The sequence below is a fragment of the Pseudolabrys sp. Root1462 genome, assembly GCF_001426945.1.
Taxonomy (GTDB): domain Bacteria; phylum Pseudomonadota; class Alphaproteobacteria; order Rhizobiales; family Xanthobacteraceae; genus Pseudolabrys.
This window is the reverse complement of the sequence record NZ_LMFS01000001.1, coordinates 30,370-51,249: the sequence shown is the minus strand read 5'-3', so window position 1 is coordinate 51,249 and position 20,880 is coordinate 30,370. Positions and strand designations below refer to the sequence as shown.

Below are 20,880 nucleotides of genomic sequence, written 5' to 3'. Positions count from 1 at the left end.
GCTCCTTTAATCGGTGGCCGGCAGGCGCACCTCGGTCTTGTCCAGCGATTTCTCGCCGGCGGTGGCAGGGGGAAAGGCAGGCGCGGTCCTGGCGCCTGGTCTCATCGACGGCGAAGACAGCGCGTGGAACTTCTCGCGCTTGAGCCGCAACTGGATCATCACCGGGCACTTCTGGTCATGGTGGTAAAGCACCTGGCAGTTCATGCACTGGATGCATTCATTCGGATTGATTTGCCCTTCAGGGTGTATCGCTTGGACCGGGCATTCCTGCGCGCAGCGCTGACAGGGCGATCCGCACTCGCGATAACGTCGCAGCCAATCGAACATGCGCACGCGCGCCGGTATCGCCAATGCACCACCCAGCGGGCACATGTACCGGCAGTAAAAGCGCTCGACGAAAAGCCCCGGCAATAGGAAAGCGACAGCGATAAGCACGAACCACCAGTCGCGCATGAAATGAAGGATGATCGCGGTCTTGAACGGTTCGACCTCGGCGAGGGTTTCCGCGAGCGCTAATGACCCCAGCGACACGCCGAAAAGCACTAGAAAGATGATGTATTTGATCGGCCAGAGCCGCTGGTGCAGCCCGAACGGCACCTTCAGCTGCGGCACGTGCAGCCAGCGCGCGATCTTGTTCATCCACTCCTGGAGAGCACCGAAGGGACAAAGCCAGCCGCAATAGGCGCCGCGCCCCCAGAACAGAAGGGCAGCCGCGACCGAGCTCCACAGGATGAAGATCAGTGGGTCGTTGAGAAAATGCTCCCACTGGAAGTGGCCGCGTAGCTCCTGGAAGAAGGTGAAGACATTGACCACGGAGAGCTGCGCGTGCTGGTACCAGCCGAGCCACAGCAGCGTGAACGCCAGATAGGTCATCCGGATACGCTCGAACAGCTTCGGCCGCTTCACCAACACGTCCTGGAAGAAGAAGATGCCGGTCAGCACCAGGATGGCGACAAGCAGGATGGCGATGTCGATCGCTTTGCCTCGCCAGATCTTCAACCACAGCGGTTCGCCTGCCGAGGGCGCCGCAAATTGGGCCGATGCCGGCTGGGCCGCCGCGCCTGCGGTGACCGGGACCAGCGCAGCGGGCGCCGCGGTTTCGACCGGAAGTAAGTATGGCTCCGGGACCGAATAACCGACGCCGACATTGAGGAATGCCTTGTCCAGAGCGCCCGTCACCCGCTGCACCAGCAATTGCAAGCGCCACGGTTTGCCCGGATCGAACTGCTGTCCTTTGGCCAGAAAGAACAGGCCAATCTCTGGAAATTCCGGCGCGCCGGCGGCTGTCAGCGAACCCACGCGTTCGTAATCGCGGTCGCGAAAGCGAATGCTGGTCTGGCCCTGGATGACCTCGATGCGATCGAAAATGCCGCCGCGCACGTAGCCCGAGCCGCGGAACGAATACGAACCGGCGCCGGCAATGAGGACGGCCTGGCCGTCATCGCCAAGACGTTTCTTCAGATTTTTATATGCGGCCGATCCGAGCAGGCTCTCGCCGATACTCGGCACGCTCACGAGCGCGACGTAGAGATCGACGAACGGCGCGTCGGGCTCGCCTTGTATCGGACGCGCGATGGCGGCGGTATTGCCGGACTTGGCGAAGGCCTTGTTGACATCGTCATTGGTGAGCAGCAAGCGGCGCACCGATCCATCGCCGGTGAGTTCGACCCAGCTTTTCGACAGGATTTTCCCCGGGTCGATCTTGCGTGACACCGGCTCTGCCGTCGCGACGGCCGCTGCGCCGCCGCCAAGCTTGTAGGCTTGCGCCACCTTGATCGCCGCGCGCGTAATGCTGTCGCCGATCACCATCGAACTGACGGTGGCACCGCTGACGATATCCGCTGCGGAACCCGATTCGCTGTCGGCAGCGAGCACGCTGCGGCCGATGTAGTCGTGGATGAACTTTTCCACCTTGCTCTGCGGAATGCCGACCAGAAAGATAGGCTCATGGTGCTCGACGAGCTTGGCCCCGGTGATGCGGGCCTCGTTATCGAGGCCAACCACGATGTTGATCGGCTTGCCTGAATAACCGGTCGAATCGACGATGTCGGAATTCAGGAACGCGTAACCGACAAGCTTGCCCTGCTGCAGCAGTGGCGCCGCCGGCACCGCGCCGGCCACCGCGCCGAATTGATCCGCCGCCGGGTCGATATCGTGCGGTTGGAGGTGCTGGAGAAACTCGGCAAGCCGGCTTGGTGTACCCTGCGCCGCCGCCGGCAGCGCCGTCGCAGCAAGCATCAGGCAAACGACCAGCGCGCCCCACAGGCTGTGCTTGCAACGCCATATTTCTTGGATCATCGAATGCTATTCCGGCAGTTGCCGGCCGTTTGGCACGGCCGGACGGCACCTTGCCGCGAGGACCAGTGTGCGTCCTTGATCCATCGCAATACGATACATTCGGCCATGGGCCGGTCCGCTGAACGGGCAAACGCGCCACGGCACGGGTTGAGGAGGACGAGCTATTCGTCCTCCGCCCAGGTTCCATTTTACGATTCGGGTATGGAGGTCAGTGCTGCGCGGTTTGCGTGCCGATCGCCTTGAAGAGCGCCGCGAAGGTCGGCTTGGCCTTGCCGGGGTGGTTGACCACTTCCGCCTTCTGCAGGTTCACGGCAGCATCGCCGACCACGATCAGGCCGACCATGCCCATGCCGTAGTGCGGCGCGCATTTGATGCCGTACACGCCGGCCTGCGTGAAGGTGACGGTGAGATCTTGGCCGAAGCCGCCTTTGAACGGCGTCGCACCGTCCGGCAGCATCCCTTCGATCGATTCGACATTATGGCCCTTGTCCTTGGCGATGAAGTGCACGGTGTCGCCCGGCTGAATCTTCAGCTGCTGCGGCTCAAACTGGAACATGCCGTGGGCCGACATGTTCAGTGTCTGGACCTGATATTCGGCCGCTCCGGCCGCAACGCCGCTGGCGAGCACGATCACGCTCGCGGCAAGCAGAACTTTCGCAAGTCTCATCTTTCGCTCCTCTTCGTCGCCCTAGGCGGCGCCCGTGCAGGATGCGCGGTCTCCTCAGGCCGACGGGAGCGTATGTGCGGCCAACGTCGCGCGTTTTCTTTGCGCTGGCGCAAACTCGCCGAGGCTGACTGCGATCAATGATGCATCCGCGCTGCCCCGACGCGTGAGCGGTAAGCATCCGCTTCAGTCACGCCCCGGCGGCACACCTGCAAATTGGAATCAATCGAAGGAGAACTTGAATGACCCAATCCTCGCCTGGCGAAGTCGACGTCCGAAGCCTCGTGCCCGCCCAACGGCATCGCAAGATTTTCGAACTGGTCAATCAACTCGCGGTCGGCGGCGCCTTCGTCCTGGTCAACGATCACGATCCGAAGCCGCTCTATTACCAGCTCGAGGCCGAATACCCGCGCCAGTTCTCCTGGACCTATCTCGAGCGCGGTCCGGAGGTCTGGCGCGTCGAGATCGGCCGACAGCAGAAGGCCGCATAACCCCGTCCACCCACCGGCGCCGGCGGCCCGCCGCCGGTGCCTCACCTGAAAGACGGCCCTCGTGATCGGCGCTACCCTCTCCCGCTGGTCGATGTCCTACTTCGCCGCTGCGCTGGCGTGCCTACTGGCAGGTGAAGCGCTGATGGCGGCTGGATTCGGATTTCCCGCCGCCGCGCTCAGTAGTCCCGAATCGCTCGTCGTCGTCCACCTCATCGCGATCGGCTGGCTTAGCCTGCTGATGCTCGGCGCATTATTTCAGTTTGTGCCGGTGCTGATCGCCAAGCCGATCTACAGCAACACCCTGCCCTTGCCGACCCTCGTGCTGCTCGTAGCAGGTTTGCTCGCGCTGCTTGGCGGCTTTCTGCAGCTTGGGGGCCGCATTCCCGCGCCGCATTCTTGTCTCACTGCCGCGGCGGCCCTGCTCGGCACAGGCTTCGCACTGGCGCTGTGGAACCTTGGCCGCTCCTTGTGGCGAGCGCGACCGCTACCGCTTGCGGCGCGTTTCGTTACGATTGGCCTGCTCTGCGCCGCGGCCACAGTTGCGCTCGGCATCATCTTTGCGTTGGTCCTCGATGGCACGACCGGCGCCACATCGCTCGGTGACATGGCGGCTTACGGAATTCCCGTACACGCAACAGCGGGCCTCGCCGGCTGGCTGACATTTACCGCGATCGGCGTCAGCTATCGGCTACTCGCCATGTTCATGCTGGCGCCGGAAGCCGAAACGGCCCGATCGCGCGCAGTTCTGAATTTCGGCACGGCGGCGCTGGCACTCGCCATATTGGGTGGAGCCGGCGCGATCAGCCTCGGTCGGGACCCCGGCGCCATCCTCCTTGCCGCGAGTCTAATCGGATCCTTCGCACTGGTACGTTATGGCAGAGATGTCCTGCATCTGTACCAGGCCCGGAAACGCCGTAAGATCGAGCTCAACGCTCGCATGGCCGCCGTCGCGCTCGTCTGTCTTGGCGGTGTTCTCCTGCTGTCGATCGTTCTGGCCGCCGCTGGCCGCTTCGAGGCCCAGATCGGAGCCGTCGTCTTCCTGGCGGTCTTCGGCTGGCTCACGGGCCTCGGCCTCGCGAAGCTCTACAAAATCGTCGCCTTCCTGACCTGGCTGGAATGCTACGGCCCGGTGCTCGGCAAAACCGCGACGCCACGCGTTCAGGACCTGGTTGTCGAGTCGCGGGCTGCCAAATGGTTCTGGCTCTATTTCACAGCCGTTTGGAGCGCGACCTCCTGTCTGTTGCTCGAGGCGCCCGTCGGGTTTCGCCTGTCAGCGGCGCTGATGCTCGCCGGAACGGTCGGCGTCGCAATGCACATCGTGCGCATCCGCCTGATGCTCGACGTCAAACCGGAAATGCGGCTGCCACAACTGACGCAGAGACTGGCTTTGCTTTCTTCATAGCCCCCTCACTGAGGAGATGATCATGACAGAATTTGTGGAAGTTGACGTGCGGCCGACCCTGAGGGCCGGCGGCGAGCCCTTCGGAGAGATCATGGCCGCCGTGAATGCACTCACGCCCGGCCAAGGCTTGCGGCTCTACGCGACATTCAAGCCGACACCGCTGCTGCACGTGCTCGGCTCGAAAGGCTTTACCCATGATGCCAAGGAAATCGACGGCGGCGACTGGGAGGTGCTGCTCACCCCCGCGGATTTGGTGGTGGAAACAGCCGCGCCGAAAGGCGCCGCTTGCGATGAGCCGTGGCCAAGCCCGGTTCGCAATCTCGACAATCGCGACCTCGATCCACCGGAGCCGATGGTGCGCATCCTTGCCGGGCTCGAGACCATGCAGCCCGGCGACGTGCTGAGCGCCCTGCTCTGCCGCGAGCCAGTCTTCCTGTTTCCGCAGCTCGCCAAGCGCGGTCATACCTGGCGTGGCGGCTTTGAGCCGGACGGCACCACCTACAAGGTTCTGGTGCGGGTCGGACGACCGGAGGCTTCCTGATGGTGGCGCCTCAGGAGGAACTCGGCCAGCGCATCGAAAACGCGCTACGCCTTGTCATCGACCCCGAGCTCGGTCTCAACATTGTCGACCTCGGATTGGTCTATGTCATCGGCGTCAACGATTGCGGCCGCGCGCGCATCCTCATGACGACGACGACGCGTGGCTGCCCGGCGTCGTCATTCCTGAAGGACGGCGCACGCGAAGCGGCCATTGCCGTCCCTGGCGTAACCTCCGCCGAAGTCTCGCTCACTTACGACCCCGCCTGGACGCCGGAAATGATGACGGCCTCGGCCCGCGTGCAACTCGGCTTCGGTCCGGATAACGACACATGACTGCGCATCGAGTCTCGATCGATCCGCCCGAACCCATTCCGCCGCAGCTTGAGAAGCTTCTTCTGGAGAGTCTAAAGGCGCTTGCGGCACTCGGCCAGATTGAAGCCGCTTGCCGGCTTGCGGGGCAAGCCTGCGCCGCTCTGCGCGAAAATTCGCCGACCTCATGGAAGGCCTTCAATGCGTTCCTGCACCGCTACGCCGGCCAGACGCCCGATCCTTGAGGCCGTTTGTGCAGCGCCGAAATGAGGACCTGTTTGCTCTCGCGCAACAAATTACCATTTCGGCCAGCTACGCTCTTCTTCATGACAGGCGACATGGAAGACATCCAATCCGAGAGCTTCGTGGGTGATGTGATGCACACGTGGCCGGCGACGATCCGCGTGTTTCTTGACTTTCGCATGGGCTGCGTGGGCTGTCCTATCGCGCCGTTCCACACTATTCGTGATTCCTGCGAGGAATACGGAATCGAAACGGCGACATTCCTCGCCGCCTTGAACAGAGCCCGAGCGGTTCAACTAACTTCGTCTCCGATCTGAGCCAGCTTATGCGGATTGCACACCAGGATTTTCTGGCGTCCGCCCTCGACGATGCCCTGCCCTTCCCAACTGCTCAGGACGCGGCTAACGCTGTAAAGCGTCGTCCCGGTCATTTCGGCGATGTCCTGGCGGCTTATGGGAAAATCGATCTCGATGCCCTTGTCCGTCTTGCGTCCCGCTTGGCGGATGAGACGCAGCAGCGCCCGAGCCACGCGCCGTTCGACCTGCTCGGTCGACATCTCGACAATCCGGGTATGCGAGTCTTGGAGACGCTCGCCCACGGTCTGCAAGGTTTTCGCCACCAATACCGGATATCTCGCCGACAGTCGCGGCCACGAGGCCGACGGCCAAGCCAGAACAAGACTGTCATCGACCGCAGTCGCCGTAGCCGGGTAAGCGTCCAACCCGAGCGCGGCGGCGACGCCGAAAGTCTCACCGGGGGTGACGTAGCGCACGACAATCTGGTGGCCATTCGGCGTCATCTTCGTCGCACGCACGTGCCCATGCAGTAGCACGAAGAAGGAGTGCGCATCTTCGCCCTGTTCGAACACCACCGTGTTCTTGGGTCGATGCAATGGGTGTGCCTCTCTCAGGATTTCGTCCAGATCGGCCTTTTGCAGACCGCTAAACAAGGGGAACCCAGAGACTAGGGATTGGTCCAATTCAGACATATAGGCGACACTCGCTTTGGCGCTTCTTGCATACCGAATCGAGCCAAACGAGGGTAGAAGAAACTTTACACTGGACGGCCGTCGAGATTTTCGGCCAATTCGCTAACGAAACTTGTTGAGCGTGGCACGAGTCAATCCAGAGCTCTGCGCTTCCGGGCACACGGATAATTCTGACTACTGGTCGCCTTGAATTTCGGTATCGAGATATTAAAATAAAGCGTTCAAAACAATCATGGAAGCTAACCGCGGAGCGGTTTGTCGGCTGGGCAAGTTAGAGCGCCAGGCCGTTTGTTTTAGGACGGAAAGGACGCGGAGTTGCACGGCCTATCCAAAGGCTCTTAGTTGAGGAAAAGGCGAAAGCCCTGCCAAAGAAGCTAAAGCGGGTTGAGTCCTCTCCATGAGGCGAGGACTTCGCCTGCAATCCGACGAAGATTCGGCACTTGATGCAAATCGATGGGCTGTGGTTTGCGATTACGTTGGATGCGGTGCTGGGTCTATCGGCCGACAAAGCGCAAGAGCTCAGCGTGCTTCAAGTTTGCGCCCGCGCCGTCGTTGTGTTCGCCGTACTAATTTTCTACGTGCGGATAGCAAAAAAGCGCTTTCTTAGCTCCGCGACCGCTTTTGACGCCATCTTGGTAATTATTATCGGCTCTCTTGCCAGCAGGGCGATATCCGGCACGGCCCCATTTATCGCGTCCTTTGCTGGAACTCTAACGCTTATCTTGGCCCATTGGCTGCTATCCTATATTTCGCGGGATTCGCCGCGTCTAGGCACGCTGATCAAAGGGTATAGCACCAAGATTATCGAACGAGGTCGGGTGGACGAGGCCGCACGACGTCAGGCTCATATGTCCAATGACGACTTGGCAGAAGACCTGCGTGCGCACGGGATAGAAAGTCCGGCGGACGTTAAGGAAGCGCGGCTTGAGCGCAGCGGCAACTTGTCTGTCATCAAAAAAGACGTCTAACGTCTAAGACCTTCTCACGGATGGCGACCCTGGTCGTAGAGAGAGCCCCCGGCGTCGAGGCGGCGTTATTTCGCGCCGTCCGGCTCCGAGGGTCCCCGGGTACCCGCATCAAATAGTTCTCCAAAAACTGTCATACTTGCTTTGCGGAAAATCAAGTCGGCCCGAGATTCATTATTCTTCCTACGGCCTCGATAGCGGGGCGGGCCATCAATTACATGCCCCTCATATACGAGGCCCAATACTGCTGTCATTCCTTTGGCTCAGGCCAGTCAAACAATGAAGCCTCCGGTTCAGGAGCCGATACAATTCGGCTACGGCTTGCCGGTGTGAATCCAAACTCAGACGCAATACGCATCATGATTTCAGCTTGGCGGTTTGCGATTGAGACGTAAGGTGACTGTATTGGATAGCCGGTGGGCGATTTGACCATCGTTCCGTATTTCTGAACAGCCTCAGTAGCCTCGGCCCAGAGTCCGTACGCGTTGCAGTAAGCTGCGAGCGCTGAGCGATCCAAAGCGGTGATGATACGAAGGCTTGAGAGCTCGGCCATAAGCCGATCCCATTCCTCGCGAGCTATTGGCCCCAGTTGAGGCGGACAATCCGGAATTTTCGGTTCAGGCCGCGGTTCGTGCTCGTTGAGCGGCCGCTTTCCCGGATTGCCGGTGAGGACCTTCATACGTGTGGGTGTTGGTCGACGGCCTCGCATGTCACCCCTCCGGATTTTCCGCTGCCTTTACGACGACTTCATCGAATGAAAGGCCGTCGCCTTCCCTAATTGCGGCGCGCCCCGTGAAGGCCTGCCAGCGCCGGATGGTCACGTCCACATAGAGGGGCGAGAGCTCGACAGCGCGGCAGACCCGACCGCAGCTCTCAGCCGCGATGAGGGTCGTGCCGCTCCCGAGAAAAGGCTCGTAGATCAGGTCGCCAGGGCTCGTGTTGTTGAGGATCGGCCGGCGCATACACTCGACCGGCTTCTGGGTCCCGTGAACGGTTTCGGCGTCCTGGTCCTTGCTGGAGATCGTCCAGAGCGTTGTCTGCTTGCGATCGCCGGTCCAGTTGCCTTTCGACCGGACCGCATACCAGCAGGGCTCATGCTGCCAGTGATAATCGCCGCGGCCGATGACGAGGCGCTCCTTTGCCCAGATGATCTGGGCCCGGATGGCAAAGCCCTGGCGCTCTAGGCTGGCGGCGACTGTGGCTGCATGGAGGGCACCATGCCACACGTAGGCAATGTTGCCGGGAAACAGTGCCCATGCCGCCTCCCAGTCGGCCCGACTATCGTTCTCGACCTTGCCAGTGCGGCTTGAATTATTGACGCCGGTCCGGTGGCGCCATTCAGGATCGTAGTTCACACCGTAGGGCGGATCCGTAACCATCAGGTTGGGCAGTGAACCTGCCAGCACTTTCTCAACGATGGACGCGTCAGTGCTGTCCCCGCAGGCAATCCGATGCGGACCCAAGACCCAGATGTCTCCGGGCCGCGTAACAGCGATGTCTTCGACAGCCGGTGTGGCGTCTTCGTCGGTCAGGCCTCGGCCCGGTGGCGTAAGTGCCTTCGCGAGTTCACCCTTGGTGAATCCGAGCAACTTAAGGTCTGCTCCGATTACCGACAGGTCCTTCAGCTCGAGGTGAAGTAGCTCAAGATCCCACCCCGCGTTCAGCGCAATCCGGTTGTCAGCGAGCATTAACTGGCGTCGCTGCGTCTCGTCCAATCCTTTCAACAGGATGACAGGTACTTCGGTCAAGCGGAGCATGCGGGCCGCCGCGAGACGACCATGCCCGGCGATCACTTCACCCGCGTCTCCGATCAAGATCGGATTCGTGAAGCCGAATGCGCGTATCGAGCCCGCGATCTCGGCGACCTGGGCATCCTTATGGGTACGGGCGTTTCGGGGTGACGGCAGGACGCGATCTGTCGGCCACATCTCTAGCTTGNCCCCCCCCCACCCTGAATTTCGCGCATTTTTCTGAGGCTGCCGGAGCTGGAAAAAAAGTTCTCGGAAATTCCCGAAAAGATGCGCGCGCCTAGCCCACCGGTCCGCGATCGAAAGGTCCGAGAGTTTTGACCTTCCCCCTGGGGGTGGTGAAAATAAATGCCTTCGATGCTGCGGCTCGACGCAGCCGACCATTGAAATGCAAAGGCTTTTGATTCTTCGAGTGGCTGCGAAGCCCGAAATCTTCGCGCCTCGGAAAAAAAATCCCTGTATGAGACCACCGCCGGTCCGGTGAAGTGTAACTCCCCAGAGTTTTAGACCCCCCTCCCCCCTGCCCGACTGCCGTCATCATAGGTGCAATCCTCGCGTGACCAGTTGTTCGAGAATGTATCGTAGGCCAGAGCCTTTGCGCGCCAGCTCAACTTCAGTCGCGTCGACCTGAAGCTTCGGGTCGATGGCTTCGATGGCTTTTTCGAGTAAGTCAGGCCTATCGCGAAGCCGCGCAAGGAGCGCCGTATTCCATCTTCTCTCGGCCGATAGCCGCGCAGCGGCCCTCGCGTTCGTTAAGGCGACTGGCGTGTTGGGATGGGACGGTCTCGAAGAGAGTTCCTGTCGCACCTTTACTTCGATCTGCCTCGTCGGAAGTTCGCTTCCCTTAGCGGCCGTAGCGGCATTTTGATCTGCTGACGTTGTTGCTGCTGGACTGGTTTCACTAGATTGATTGATTAGTATGGTTTGGGTGACACACTTGTCACCCGCAATGTGACCCACTGCTGACACGTTTGTAGGTGACATCGTTGAACCCCAGTGGCGCGTCTTTCGGCGGGCGTTCCATTGAGATTCGATCAACCTGAACTGCGGCCAATTGGGTTGGTAGGCGTTGCGGTGGAATTGGCCGCCATGCCTGATCTTCGTTAGGAACCTGCCTTTTTCCAGACGCTCGACCGCCCGGATAACCGTCCGACGGCTTTTCCCGACCAGATGAGCGATCCGATCAAAGCTCGGATCGCATTGCAGCGTTCGGAAGTTGAAGCTGTCGACAATGGCCGCAGCGACTTGCTTCTCCGTGCCTGAGAGCTCGTCGGAAAGGCAAATCGCTTTAAAGGCGAGGGTTATATCAAGCCGTTGCGGCTGCATTTCACATCTTCGACCAGTGAGTCGGGCTCACTGGAATGCTTGCAGCTCGAACTTCCGATTGAAATTGTGAAGATAATTCCGAGCGTTTCCCTCGCGTGAACAGAATTCCCTCATCCACCAGGAAATCAATTTACAGCGACCGGACAACGGCGAATTGGTGGACGACCGACTGTTTCCCGAGAAACATATCGCGATTGCTGCGATTATCGTTCCCAAGCGAGATTCGTGTTCCTATGCGCACCAGCGATCGTTCCTGAGCGTCAGAATATATCGGATTCCTGGAGGCCCACCATGCTGCATTGCAGGCCCGACCGTCCGGTCGATCGCCTTCATGAGGAGGAACTGGATAGAATCAAGCAAATGAGTTCTCACAATGAGATCGCGTTTGCTGCAGGTATGTACCATTGCGCCAACGAACGAATTTGTCCGCCGCCGTGGCTGGTGCAGGGCGCCGCCAACCTTTTGATTGAACTTCTTAAGCGCGAGAAGGCCGCAAGAAGAGGTCGTGCGGCGGGGCGGATCGGAAGATATCGTCAGGACCTTCTGGATTTTGAGCGCTGGGACGCCGTTTACCAAGTTCGCGAGTTGCGACGTCGTATTAAAGAGGAGGCTGAGATCGTCGCTCAAGATCCCCAGCGAAAGCACGCATATCCGCATTTGTCGAAGGCAAGGAAATGGCTACGTCACGGGACCTTCGAATGTGCTGCAATGGCGCTGAAAGGTGGACCGGCACAGGCAAGTCCAATCACCGTGAAAAGAGCTTATCAACGCGTCAGCAGAACCATGCGCAATCGCGTGGCGGCTCATCGATACCATCTTTTGTGGGGCGATTTCACTTTTAAGATCGGACTGAATTGGCCGGGCACAGTCTACCCGGGTACAAAAATCGTGCCTTTTTGGGATCTGACGCCGTAGCGGAATCGCTGTCATCTTCACTGGCGAAACGGAATCGCGTTAGCCAGGAGATATAGCGATGACCATGCTCGCCCCAGCGCATACGCGTCTGAGAGCTGCCGAAGCGGCGGTCTATCTCGGTATTAGCCGCTCGACCCTCGCTAAATGGCGAATGCGCGACCAGGGACCCGCGTTTCATCGCTGTGGGCCGCGGATCGTTTATTATTTCAAGGACGAGATCGACGCCTGGCTCGACGAATGTGATCGGCGCGACAAGCGTTCGACCGCGGCCTGAGCCGCAACGCTATGGCACGGTCTATCCCGTCTCGGCGCTGTGGCAGTTTTGAACTCGATATTTCGGGCCCAGCCACAAGCGTCGTCCCCGAAATCGGCGACATTCTGGCCGCCGGCCTCATGCGTCTTGTCGCTCGGAAGTCCAGTCAAATTGGCGCTCAGGCGCCAGAGAGTTCGCTCGACAGCTCGCCCCCCAAGAGCAGTGATCCCACCCGGAATAGGCGGGAGAGGCGGAAATGAGCGAGTCGGTGCTGGCCCGGTTGGCGGCCCTAAAATCGGCCCCTGTTGGCGACCTGAAGCAAAAATGGCGCGAACTCTTCGACCGGGAGCCACCACCCTACAACAGGCGCTTTTTGGAGAGCCGGCTGGCCTACAGGATCCAGGAACTGGCATTCGGTGGGCTGAGCCCCGAGACCCTGGAACGCCTCGACGCCATAGCCGACGAGCTAGAGGGCAAGCCGCGCAAGAAGGCCCTGCAGGTAGAGGGGCGGCCCCTTGCCGGAACCCGCCTCATCCGAGAATGGCGGGGCGTGGAGCATTGCGTCACCGTTCGCCGGGACGATTTCGAATACCAAGGACGGCCTTACAAATCGCTGTCGGCGGTCGCGCGCCATATTACAGGCACCAAGTGGAATGGCTTGGTCTTCTTCGGACTGAAAAGCCAGCGTGGTGGATCGTGATGGCCCCGCTCACTTCTACCAAACCCAAGGTCCGATGCGGGGTCTATACCCGCAAATCGAGCGAGGAAGGCCTCGACCAAGAGTTCAACAGCCTCGATGCCCAGCGGGAGGCCTGCGAAGCCTATGTCGCCAGCCAGAAGGCCGAAGGATGGCTCCTGGTGCCCGATCGTTACGACGACGGCGGCTTCTCCGGGGGAACGCTTGAGCGGCCCGCGCTAAGGCGCCTGCTGGCTGATATCGAGGCGGGGAAGGTCGACGTGGTGGTCGTCTACAAGATCGACCGTCTCAGCCGTTCCCTGATGGACTTCGCCCGGCTGGTCGAAGTTTTCGACCGTCGGCAGGTCACCTTTGTCAGCGTGACGCAGTCCTTCAACACCACAACGTCGATGGGCCGGCTCACTCTCAACGTCCTGCTGTCTTTCGCCCAATTCGAGCGGGAGGTCATTGGCGAGCGCATCCGTGACAAGGTTGCTGCTTCACGCCGGAAGGGCATGTGGATGGGCGGATGGGCGCCCCTCGGCTACGACGTAAAGGAGCGGAAGCTCGTGGTGAATGAGACCGAAGCCGATCTGGTGCGCTCGATCTTCATCCGATTCAGTCGCGGCACCCCGCCCCAGATCCTAATCGAACAGCTTAACCAGGAGGGCCAACTCAATAAGCAGGGAAAGCCGATTGATAAAGGGTATTTATACCGGGTGCTCAATAACCGGGTTTACCTCGGGGATGCCGTGCACAAAGGGACCGCCTTTCCTGGCGAGCACGACCCAATTGTGGAACTCGATCTCTGGAATCAAGTCCACGGGCTTATCAAGGGGGGCCCTCACACCAAAAAGACGCGACAACTCGGACGAACGCCTGCTCTCCTCAAAGGCCTCCTGTTCGGTCCGAAGGGCGTCGCTATGACCCCCTGCCACACACGAAAACGCGGCAAGCTCTATCGCTACTACGCCTCAACGGACTGCCTGAAACGGACAGGCTCCTCTTCGCTGCTGCGTCGCATCCCCGCGGCAGACATCGAGGCCGTCGTCGTCTCCCAGATCAAGACCTTGCTCCAGAGTCCAGAAATCATAGTGGCGACTTGGCGATTCGCGCGCGCGTCAATCAAGGGTCTCACCGAACGCGCTGTGCGCGACGAGTTGTTTCGATTTGAAGAACTATGGAACGAACTGTTTCCGGCTGAGCAAGCTCGCATCGTCCAGCTACTAGTCGATCGCGTCGATGTTTCTGAAACAGGAGCCGACATCCGCCTCCGCGTAAGCGGTCTGGCAATGGTTTTCAATGACTTGCATAACACTTCCGAGAGGAGCGCTGCATGAGCAGGGAGCCACCGGAGCCGAAAACAGTGACTGTGCACGTGCCGATGGCGTTCAGACTTGGCCGGGGACGGAAGACTATTGTCGCAGACGTCATTCCTTCGCTGGCCATGCCGCACCGTACGGAAAGCGCTCTTCTGAAGGCGCTGGCCAAGGCCTTCCGTTGGCGCAAGCAGATCGAGGAGGGGGATTTTTCCTCGATCACTGAGCTCGCGCGAGCAAAGAGCGTAAACGATTCTTATGCATGCCGGCTTTTGCGACTGACTTTGCTTGCTCCTGAGACTGTGGAGGCAATTCTGGATGGAAAACAGAACTGTGATCTTACCCTAAAAGTCGTCACGCGGCCTTTGCCGCTGGAATGGCAGTCGCAATCGGAGGTCCTAAAGCGACTTAAACAATGATCGAAGGCAAGAGGCTCACTCTCGGAGCATTGCATCCAGCCGATCGCTTGCCCTCTTGGGCACCTGCGCGTCTCGGCGCATCCCGACGTCTTTGCCGGCGGCAATGCCAAATAACTCTTGGAAGACACCCTTAATGGTCGCCCTGATACCTGCAGCAGTTTAGGGATCAAGCGGCCCGCGAAGGGTGGGGGGCGTTCACAATGCACAAGCGATCGACCGGAGGGTGCTTACGGACTTTGTAGAATGCTTCACGGGGCTGACCAATAGGAGCCTGTAATCTTTGGCTATCCCCGGCTACGATATCTACATCAACGACGTCCCGCGCACCTTCCGAGACGTCAAGGAAATCGCGATCGAGGCCGCGACGTTTCTGAAGATGCGCAATCTCTCATCGACCGTGGAAATCGTCGAGCGCGAAACGGGCATGACGGCCGAGATCAAAGACATCAATCGGCCGCCGGTATGGGAAAAGCCCCGTGCGCGCGACCTGCGCAAACCTGACCTGCTTCAATTTCTTTTATCGACTTCCAGGATGAGCCTTAACCTGATAATCGGCCGCTTTTTCTCGTCCATCACCGTGCACGTGATGGCAGGCGTTAGGTGCGTGACATGGTCGGCCGCAGCCTCTGCGAGATAGCGAATTGCATGCTTCTTTGCTTGCTCGGCGTCGTCGAAGTCGAAGCAATCGAATTCCGATAACTGTTCTTCGTTCTTCGTGTCGAAATAAAAGTGCGGCATTGCCGAGTAACGCAGTACCGCCCCGGCCGTTCCCACTGTCACCAGCGGTAGATATGGCCGCCCGCCAGAAGCTGTGCTTGAATGTTCCCATGTTTCTTATGCGTCACGAACCGGGGAATTTCGGCGCCGCCGACGTGCTGACCTGCAAGCTTTGCGGGGGCGAAATGATCCTAACGCGACGCTCCCCAGATCCACAACTGGGCAGTCTTTACGAAGAACAGCGATTCACCTGTCGGCAATGCCGACATGAGGCGACGCGTACGGTCGACCGGGATGGGAACCCGCCGCCGGTTTGACAGTTGACGGCGTCCAGCCATATCGCAGTCTAATAATCCAAAACTCAACACACCTGCTAGCGGCGCATTGCGCTCAATCTTTTGTTCAGGAAGACATCGGCGATGCCCGATCCGAAAACTCTCAAATTTGAGCAAGAACTTTTGAATACAAAGGCGATTGCCGGGGGCCTATTTGCGATAGTGACGGACCTTATGGTTGCTCATGCGAAGGTGGTGGGAAATTCCCCCAATGATGGCCTACTTCATGCCAGAGCGGTCGCTGAAGAAAGCCTCGCGAAGCTGGAAGCCGAAGTCCGTAGCCCGACCGGCGAATTCGTCAACGCAGGCCCTTCGATCCGCGCCAGGGTCAGAGTGGTCTTGGACGCCGCCGAATCCAATGCCCGCCACATGCTGGCGCTTACCCCGACATCGAGCACGTCAAATTAAGGCGCGTGACCGTTGCATGTGTAACCGCGACGAGGCCCTAAATGCTGCATCGTAAGGAAAGTTAGGCACTGGGGTCGGAGCGACTGACTTCGGCCCGTTCGGTTTCGCGGATGGGCCTTTCGCCCGTTCCCTCACGATACGAGCTTGATCTTTCCTTCGAGCATCGCCTCGACCTCATTGGCCGGCCGCGGCTCGTTGAAATAGAAGCCCTGAACCTCCGTGCAGCCTTCGGTCTGAAGCATCAGCGCTTGTTCCGATGTCTCGACCCCTTCCGCGGTTGTCGGGATACCAAGACTTCGGCCGAGGCCGGTCACCGCACGCACGATCGCCATCGCATCGGCACGCTTCGCGATGTCTCGGACGAACGAACGGTCGATCTTGATCTTATCAAAGGGGAAACTCCGCAAATAGCCGAGGGAGGAATAGCCTGTCCCGAAGTCGTCCATCGAGATGAGGACTCCCAGGTTTCGCAGTTCGTGAAGAATGCCGAGAGTAATTCCATTGTCTTCGAGAAGCACAGCCTCGGTGATCTCGAGCTCGAGTCGGCTGGCCGGCAGAGGATGCCAGGAAGAAAAGCGCACCAGTCGATGATGACCTTTGGCAGGTGCTGCAAATCTGCAAGGGCGACTAAAAAGCCGCCCTCCGGATGATGCTCGTGGCGGACGTCCACTACGAGAACGCCGGGGTGATGATAATCTGGTGAAGGAGGAAATTGAAAAATGGCAATCGCAAGAACAACTCTCGCTGCTACTTCCACGATCCTCGTCGTCCTATCCTCCTCCGCACGTGCCGACGTTTAGCTATACGTGCAAGGAGAACGGAAGGACCTATCCCCTTGAAGTCGATGACGCTCTTAAAAATCTCAAGTGGGAGGGTCTTTCCTATAGAATTGACGAGGGCGAATGCGCAAAATTTGCGCTGGCACGCGGAAGGTAACGGCACAACATTTGATTTTTGTACAGCCACTAAGGGTTTTTCCGACCTCACGGCGGCGAGCGGAGTGAGCGTACGGTGTAATTTAAGGCGTCGATAGTTGATAAATTGGATTCCGTTGGCCTGCACCCGGTTTGCAACAGTGTGCTGACCACTCTTCAGGGCCGCAGGTGGTGGTGTAGATCACGGGGAGGTTCGGATTGAGCTCGCGGCCTTTGTGGGCGAGAACCCAGCCAGTAACCGTGCTCCCCAGGTTAATATCAGTAACAACCGCTTGCAGATTGTCGCCTTCACGCATCAGGACGGCAATTGCTTCCTCGCCTTTAGCGGGTCCGAGAACCTGGAAACCCGCCTATTCGAGAAGCTCGACCAATTCAGCCTGTAGTAGAAAATCATCCTAGACCACGAGGTCGGTCAACTCGTCGGCTTCCATGGCCCCCCGCACGCCACTGCAAAAAATCAGATTGCAACGCATCGGGGTAGACAAGTTCCATTAGAGTGCTTGGCTCGACGTTCTGAGGAAGGAATGGCCTACCTCGACAGTTTCTGCCGTGTTGCAGGGCTTGCACTGGAACACGCGCAGGGCTGGTAGTCCTCCGAAGCCTGGGATGACTTTGACGAGGCGCATCGGCTGTCCGCACTTCGGACATATAGGCACATCCGAATAGATCATGCCTTAGAATAGGGGACGCGGCCACGGCCCCGCTTTGCGGTATGTCAACAGCGGTATGGGCTGCCAAGGCGAAGGCCTTCACGATCCAGCACATGATGCGGATTAATAACTAGTCGCGCGAAACCACCGACACCAAGGTGAGTACGGCGGCTATTGAAAGTACCAAGGCTATCAAAAGCACGGTGTTCATCGGTGCGATCAGCCTTCCTCGGGGAAGTTCCGCTCCACCTTCTGCGCTGGATGGGTAGGACGCACCCGAATGACGGCATAGACGAGAAGCGCGAGCACAACGCACGCCCCGACAATGGAAAATAGAAATTCTCGTACTCCCATGTTCCACCTCCCAACCGAAAAAACGATCAAGCGCTTTTCTGGTTCCTGCCTCGGGGGGCCGATATCCAACTCCTCCCCATGGCTGCAGCAGCCCAAGACGCCGGTAGCCGAAACCGCCGCCGCTGTGAGGTCAGCTCCCGCCGCTTGCTGCGGCGCCCTTCATCGCCAGTGCTCTTGGAGACATAGCGACAGGTCTACGCATGCCGGCCAAAGAGGCGACAAGCCCGTCGTTGCGAGTAGCCCTTCTCTCGGGATCGCCCAGGTCACGGCGCGTCTCCGCAATCCCGGCGTCAGAGGTCTCCATTCCGCCGAAGCGAGACCGGCACTTGTAGAAGTTCGTATCGCTGATGCCGTGCTTGCTGTACACATCGCTGGCGGATCGCCGAAGCGGCGTGCTCCTTCAATATCCCGATGATCTACTCTTCGCTGAATCTACTCTTACGCATCGTCTGTCTCCTTGCCGGAGAACAGAACCTAACTTAAAACCGAAGGCATTTCAGGGGAGCAAGTCAGTCGGCATCGCCAAATAACGCATGCTTGCACGGGTCGCCCCAGATACCGCAACGTAGCGTCCCGTGTCGTACGTCACAGCCGGAACCGTTGGACTTGCGGAGTTCCGTCTGCGCTGAGCCCCTTCTCCGGGTGCCTTCCGCTGGGTAAAAGCCACCACCGTACCGGACGTGGCGTGCACGATAGCGCTGTCGGGGGCAAGATTCAGAACTCTTTCCAGTCTTGGCCCACAGCCGTCGCAAGCGATCTCTGCATCTCGCGGGCATTGGCCGCCGGCTTGATAGCGGGCTTCGCCGACCGCGTCATGGCCGCTTTTGCTTCAGCGGGCTTGAGTCTCGTCGATATCGCCGTCGCGTTCGCCGACACCTCCTTGCCGATCTTGAAGACTGAGACTTGCTCGTCCATCGCTTTGGCCTGCTGCTCGAGCGTCTTGGCAGTTGCAGCATTTTCCTCGACCAACGCCGAGTTCTGCTGCGTGACCTCGTCCATTTGAGTCAGAGCTCTGTTGATCTGGTCGATGCCGGTGGCCTGCTCGGCCGAGGCATTGGCGATCTCGGAGACCACAACAGCCACCTTTTTGATCGACTCGACGATCTCATTAAGCGACGCTCCGGCTTTATTAACAAGATCAACGCCATCCTTCACCTGACCGTTCGAGTTGGTGATCAGATCCTTAATGTCCTTTGCCGCCTGCGACGAGCGCTGCGCCAGACTACGCACTTCCGACGCCACCACCGCGAAGCCGCGGCCGGCCTCGCCCGCGCGCGCCGCTTCGACCGCGGCATTCAGCGCCAGGAGGTTGGTCTGGCGGGCGATCTCGTCGATGACGCCGATGATGTCTGAAACCTTTCGTGACGACTCCTCAATCCGCGCCATAGCATTGACAGCCTTGGCTACGACCTGACCGCCGCGTTCCGCGACCTCGCGAGTCATCGCGGCGTCTTGGTTGGCGAGTTGGGCGTTTTCCGCATTTTTGCGCACGGTCGCGGCCAATTCTTCCATCGCGGCCGAAGTCTCTTCGAGGCTTGCCGCTTGTTCCTCGGTGCGCTGCGACAGATCAGTCGTCGAGGTCGAAATCTCTGCGGAAGCGCTGTTCACCTCGTTCGTTGAAGACTTGATATTGGCCAGACTATTAGAGATCCGACGCGTTGTATCAGACGCAGACCTGATTAGATCGCCGATCTCATCATTCTGAATTGATCCTTCATAAACGACCTGCATATCGCCGGCCGCCATTTTACGCATGATGCTGCCGAGCTGCTTTATCGGCGCAATCAATATTTTCTGAGTCATCGCGACGAGCGCCACTGCGGATAAGATTGTCGCCAACGCAAACAAGATCAGATCGATAGTGATAGCGGAACGACCCTTTGCTGCAGCAGTCGCCGACTGCTCGTTCGACGCGCGAAGCAAAGTTTGCAGTCTTGCCCTGGCTTGCGTGAGAAACTCTGTTGGCGGGCGGTCCATTCCGGCGACGGCAGCGTCGCCAACAACGCTATCAAACTTGCTATCCTTGAAGTTATCGAACGCCCGATGATACTTCTCGCTCATTACCGTGTGTGCAGCGGCGAACTTTTTTACAAGGGCGTTGGCATCTTGGTCTGCAATCGAACTAGCAAGCGTGTCCGCCTCTTGTCTGACTTGCTTGTCAAGTACCTGGAAATTGCCCCAGTGTTTTTTAAGGGCATCCGGGTTCTTTCCCCTAAGCAGGGTATCCTTCCACTCTTGAACCTGTTTCTTGAAATCTGCTTCCATCGCAACGACCGCGATGGCGTTCGTTTGTGTCGTACCGAGCGTATCTTCGAATTGATTAAGCGCAGCGCTAAAGGACCAGAACGCGAATGCGGCTGTCCCGATTAAAGTTAGTGTTGTCGCACCAAAGATCGTTAAAAGCTTCGCGCGCAAACCAATCGAAATTCTCGACGTTGATCCGAAGCTCGGCGCCATACGTTTCCCCCACAAGAAAGTGCGCATGCTTGACCCTCATCCCAAAGCAGGTTTGCTTTCGACTCGAGTTTTGGAATGATTCTCATTCCGGCGTTAATAATGTGACAAGCCGACGGCTTTCGGGGCGAATGGCGGCACTCTGCTCAATCTGAAGTTGACCCAGCGTTCGTAACGCGATGGAAGTTGCGGGCCAAAGCTGAGTAACGGCTGACCTGCTCCCCCGAAATGCCCTCGGTTTTAAGTTAGGGTTCTGTTCTCCGCCAAGGAGACAGAGATGCGTAAGAGTAGGTTCAGCGAAGAGCAGATCATCAGGATCTTAAAGGAGCACGCTGCTGGACTGTCGGCCAGCGATGTGTGCCGAAAGCACGGCATCAGCGATGCGACCTTTTACAAGTGGCGTTCCCGCTTCGGCGGGATGGAGGTCTCTGACGCCCGGAAGTTGAAGGCGCTGGAGGACGAGAACCGCAA

Annotated in this window: 22 protein-coding genes and 2 pseudogenes; 15 read left to right on the top strand and 9 right to left on the bottom strand. The window is 59.0% G+C overall.

Annotated elements, in window-relative coordinates; translation table 11 throughout:
• Positions 1–6: 6 nt before the first annotated feature.
• Together ASD45_RS00220 and ASD45_RS00215 are read right to left on the bottom strand one after the other, a co-directional pair.
• Positions 7–2,298, bottom strand: a complete 2,292-nt coding sequence (locus tag ASD45_RS00220; protein ID WP_082540544.1) for a NosR/NirI family protein — start codon at positions 2,296–2,298, stop codon at positions 7–9.
• A 208-nt stretch (positions 2,299–2,506) separates the two neighbouring features.
• A complete protein-coding gene (locus ASD45_RS00215) occupies positions 2,507–2,965 on the bottom strand; it encodes a pseudoazurin (protein ID WP_056909640.1) in 459 nt (152 codons plus the stop codon).
• Positions 2,966–3,204: 239 nt separating this feature from the next.
• Here ASD45_RS00215 and ASD45_RS00210 point away from each other — a divergent pair, with 239 nt between their 5' ends.
• From ASD45_RS00210 to ASD45_RS22810, 6 genes are all read left to right on the top strand, one after another.
• The gene (locus ASD45_RS00210) at positions 3,205–3,453 is read left to right on the top strand and encodes a DUF2249 domain-containing protein (protein ID WP_056909639.1); all 249 of its coding nucleotides are present in this window, start codon (positions 3,205–3,207) and stop codon (positions 3,451–3,453) included.
• Positions 3,454–3,514: 61 nt separating this feature from the next.
• Positions 3,515–4,855: a hypothetical protein gene (locus tag ASD45_RS00205; RefSeq protein WP_082540543.1), complete on the top strand. Its 1,341-nt coding sequence runs from the start codon at positions 3,515–3,517 to the stop codon at positions 4,853–4,855.
• Positions 4,856–4,874: 19 nt separating this feature from the next.
• Complete coding sequence (locus ASD45_RS00200; protein ID WP_056912504.1) at positions 4,875–5,396, top strand: DUF2249 domain-containing protein; 522 nt, start codon at positions 4,875–4,877, stop codon at positions 5,394–5,396.
• Positions 5,396–5,728, top strand: coding sequence for a metal-sulfur cluster assembly factor (locus tag ASD45_RS00195; protein WP_056909637.1), 333 nt, complete (start codon positions 5,396–5,398; stop codon positions 5,726–5,728). Before ASD45_RS00200 ends, ASD45_RS00195 begins: the two co-directional genes overlap by 1 nt.
• Positions 5,725–5,949: a hypothetical protein gene (locus tag ASD45_RS00190; RefSeq protein WP_056909636.1), complete on the top strand. Its 225-nt coding sequence runs from the start codon at positions 5,725–5,727 to the stop codon at positions 5,947–5,949. The genes ASD45_RS00195 and ASD45_RS00190 overlap by 4 nt, the downstream gene beginning before the upstream one ends.
• A 93-nt stretch (positions 5,950–6,042) precedes the next feature.
• Positions 6,043–6,264 carry a DUF1858 domain-containing protein gene (locus ASD45_RS22810; protein ID WP_082540899.1) on the top strand — a complete coding sequence of 74 codons (222 nt, stop codon included), beginning with the start codon at positions 6,043–6,045 and terminating at the stop codon, positions 6,262–6,264.
• Here ASD45_RS22810 and ASD45_RS00185 read toward each other — a convergent pair.
• The gene (locus ASD45_RS00185; protein ID WP_056909635.1) at positions 6,240–6,935 is read right to left on the bottom strand and encodes a Crp/Fnr family transcriptional regulator; all 696 of its coding nucleotides are present in this window, start codon (positions 6,933–6,935) and stop codon (positions 6,240–6,242) included. The genes ASD45_RS22810 and ASD45_RS00185 overlap by 25 nt on opposite strands.
• Positions 6,936–7,378: 443 nt before the next feature.
• On the opposite strand from ASD45_RS00185, the gene ASD45_RS00180 reads away from it, so the two are divergent.
• Positions 7,379–7,903, top strand: a complete 525-nt coding sequence (locus ASD45_RS00180) for a YetF domain-containing protein (RefSeq protein ID WP_056909634.1) — start codon at positions 7,379–7,381, stop codon at positions 7,901–7,903.
• Between the two features lie 247 nt (positions 7,904–8,150).
• Here the strand turns inward: ASD45_RS00180 and ASD45_RS22805 are convergent, their stop codons facing one another.
• The 3 genes from ASD45_RS22805 to ASD45_RS00170 form a co-directional block, all read right to left on the bottom strand.
• Positions 8,151–8,489, bottom strand: a complete 339-nt coding sequence (locus ASD45_RS22805) for a phage terminase small subunit P27 family (RefSeq protein ID WP_280136407.1) — start codon at positions 8,487–8,489, stop codon at positions 8,151–8,153.
• 121 nt (positions 8,490–8,610) lie between these two features.
• Complete coding sequence (locus tag ASD45_RS00175; protein ID WP_056909633.1) at positions 8,611–9,828, bottom strand: site-specific DNA-methyltransferase; 1,218 nt, start codon at positions 9,826–9,828, stop codon at positions 8,611–8,613.
• A gap of 357 nt (positions 9,829–10,185) precedes the next feature.
• Complete coding sequence (locus ASD45_RS00170; RefSeq protein WP_056909632.1) at positions 10,186–10,974, bottom strand: helix-turn-helix domain-containing protein; 789 nt, start codon at positions 10,972–10,974, stop codon at positions 10,186–10,188.
• A 291-nt stretch (positions 10,975–11,265) separates the two neighbouring features.
• On the opposite strand from ASD45_RS00170, the gene ASD45_RS23230 reads away from it, so the two are divergent.
• From ASD45_RS23230 to ASD45_RS00140, 7 genes are all read left to right on the top strand, one after another.
• Positions 11,266–11,889 (top strand): hypothetical protein, encoded by a 624-nt coding sequence (locus tag ASD45_RS23230; RefSeq protein ID WP_156380650.1) that lies wholly within the window; start codon positions 11,266–11,268, stop codon positions 11,887–11,889.
• 58 nt (positions 11,890–11,947) lie between these two features.
• Positions 11,948–12,163, top strand: coding sequence for a helix-turn-helix domain-containing protein (locus tag ASD45_RS22800; protein ID WP_082540541.1), 216 nt, complete (start codon positions 11,948–11,950; stop codon positions 12,161–12,163).
• Between the two features lie 235 nt (positions 12,164–12,398).
• Positions 12,399–12,842 (top strand): DUF2924 domain-containing protein, encoded by a 444-nt coding sequence (locus tag ASD45_RS00160; RefSeq protein ID WP_056909630.1) that lies wholly within the window; start codon positions 12,399–12,401, stop codon positions 12,840–12,842.
• On the top strand, positions 12,842–14,158 hold the full coding sequence (locus tag ASD45_RS00155) for a recombinase family protein (protein WP_056909629.1): 1,317 nt from the start codon (positions 12,842–12,844) through the stop codon (positions 14,156–14,158). Before ASD45_RS00160 ends, ASD45_RS00155 begins: the two co-directional genes overlap by 1 nt.
• Positions 14,155–14,556, top strand: a complete 402-nt coding sequence (locus ASD45_RS00150) for a hypothetical protein (RefSeq protein ID WP_056909628.1) — start codon at positions 14,155–14,157, stop codon at positions 14,554–14,556. Before ASD45_RS00155 ends, ASD45_RS00150 begins: the two co-directional genes overlap by 4 nt.
• A gap of 280 nt (positions 14,557–14,836) precedes the next feature.
• A complete protein-coding gene (locus ASD45_RS00145) occupies positions 14,837–15,193 on the top strand; it encodes a hypothetical protein (protein ID WP_056909627.1) in 357 nt (118 codons plus the stop codon).
• 499 nt (positions 15,194–15,692) lie between these two features.
• Complete coding sequence (locus tag ASD45_RS00140; RefSeq protein WP_056909626.1) at positions 15,693–16,016, top strand: hypothetical protein; 324 nt, start codon at positions 15,693–15,695, stop codon at positions 16,014–16,016.
• A 131-nt stretch (positions 16,017–16,147) separates the two neighbouring features.
• Here the strand turns inward: ASD45_RS00140 and ASD45_RS00135 are convergent.
• The 3 genes and pseudogenes from ASD45_RS00135 to ASD45_RS23925 all read right to left on the bottom strand — a co-directional run.
• Positions 16,148–16,573 (bottom strand): annotated as a pseudogene (locus ASD45_RS00135) (EAL domain-containing protein); the annotation flags it as partial.
• Between the two features lie 1,492 nt (positions 16,574–18,065).
• A pseudogene (locus ASD45_RS23930) lies at positions 18,066–18,371 on the bottom strand (IS3 family transposase); the annotation flags it as partial.
• A 298-nt stretch (positions 18,372–18,669) separates the two neighbouring features.
• Positions 18,670–20,439: a methyl-accepting chemotaxis protein gene (locus tag ASD45_RS23925; protein WP_082540540.1), complete on the bottom strand. Its 1,770-nt coding sequence runs from the start codon at positions 20,437–20,439 to the stop codon at positions 18,670–18,672.
• Positions 20,440–20,686: 247 nt separating this feature from the next.
• On the opposite strand from ASD45_RS23925, the gene ASD45_RS23225 reads away from it, so the two are divergent.
• Positions 20,687–20,880, top strand: a 194-nt coding sequence (locus ASD45_RS23225; protein WP_156380898.1) for a transposase, incomplete at its 3' end; no start/stop codon positions are given.

Excerpts from the sequence above, each read along its gene's own strand:
- ASD45_RS00220 (WP_082540544.1), bottom strand. The coding sequence starts at position 2,298 with ATGATCCAAGAAATATGGCGTTGCAAGCACAGCCTGTGGGGCGCGCTG.
- ASD45_RS00215 (WP_056909640.1), bottom strand. The coding sequence starts at position 2,965 with ATGAGACTTGCGAAAGTTCTGCTTGCCGCGAGCGTGATCGTGCTCGCC.
- ASD45_RS00210 (WP_056909639.1), top strand. The coding sequence starts at position 3,205 with ATGACCCAATCCTCGCCTGGCGAAGTCGACGTCCGAAGCCTCGTGCCC.
- ASD45_RS00195 (WP_056909637.1), top strand. The coding sequence starts at position 5,396 with ATGGTGGCGCCTCAGGAGGAACTCGGCCAGCGCATCGAAAACGCGCTA.
- ASD45_RS00190 (WP_056909636.1), top strand. The coding sequence starts at position 5,725 with ATGACTGCGCATCGAGTCTCGATCGATCCGCCCGAACCCATTCCGCCG.
- ASD45_RS22810 (WP_082540899.1), top strand. The coding sequence starts at position 6,043 with ATGGAAGACATCCAATCCGAGAGCTTCGTGGGTGATGTGATGCACACG.
- ASD45_RS00185 (WP_056909635.1), bottom strand. The coding sequence starts at position 6,935 with ATGTCTGAATTGGACCAATCCCTAGTCTCTGGGTTCCCCTTGTTTAGC.
- ASD45_RS00180 (WP_056909634.1), top strand. The coding sequence starts at position 7,379 with ATGCAAATCGATGGGCTGTGGTTTGCGATTACGTTGGATGCGGTGCTG.
- ASD45_RS00175 (WP_056909633.1), bottom strand. The coding sequence starts at position 9,828 with ATGTGGCCGACAGATCGCGTCCTGCCGTCACCCCGAAACGCCCGTACC.
- ASD45_RS00170 (WP_056909632.1), bottom strand. The coding sequence starts at position 10,974 with ATGCAGCCGCAACGGCTTGATATAACCCTCGCCTTTAAAGCGATTTGC.
- ASD45_RS23230 (WP_156380650.1), top strand. The coding sequence starts at position 11,266 with ATGCTGCATTGCAGGCCCGACCGTCCGGTCGATCGCCTTCATGAGGAG.
- ASD45_RS22800 (WP_082540541.1), top strand. The coding sequence starts at position 11,948 with ATGACCATGCTCGCCCCAGCGCATACGCGTCTGAGAGCTGCCGAAGCG.
- ASD45_RS00160 (WP_056909630.1), top strand. The coding sequence starts at position 12,399 with ATGAGCGAGTCGGTGCTGGCCCGGTTGGCGGCCCTAAAATCGGCCCCT.
- ASD45_RS00155 (WP_056909629.1), top strand. The coding sequence starts at position 12,842 with ATGGCCCCGCTCACTTCTACCAAACCCAAGGTCCGATGCGGGGTCTAT.
- ASD45_RS00150 (WP_056909628.1), top strand. The coding sequence starts at position 14,155 with ATGAGCAGGGAGCCACCGGAGCCGAAAACAGTGACTGTGCACGTGCCG.
- ASD45_RS00140 (WP_056909626.1), top strand. The coding sequence starts at position 15,693 with ATGCCCGATCCGAAAACTCTCAAATTTGAGCAAGAACTTTTGAATACA.
- ASD45_RS23925 (WP_082540540.1), bottom strand. The coding sequence starts at position 20,439 with ATGCGCACTTTCTTGTGGGGGAAACGTATGGCGCCGAGCTTCGGATCA.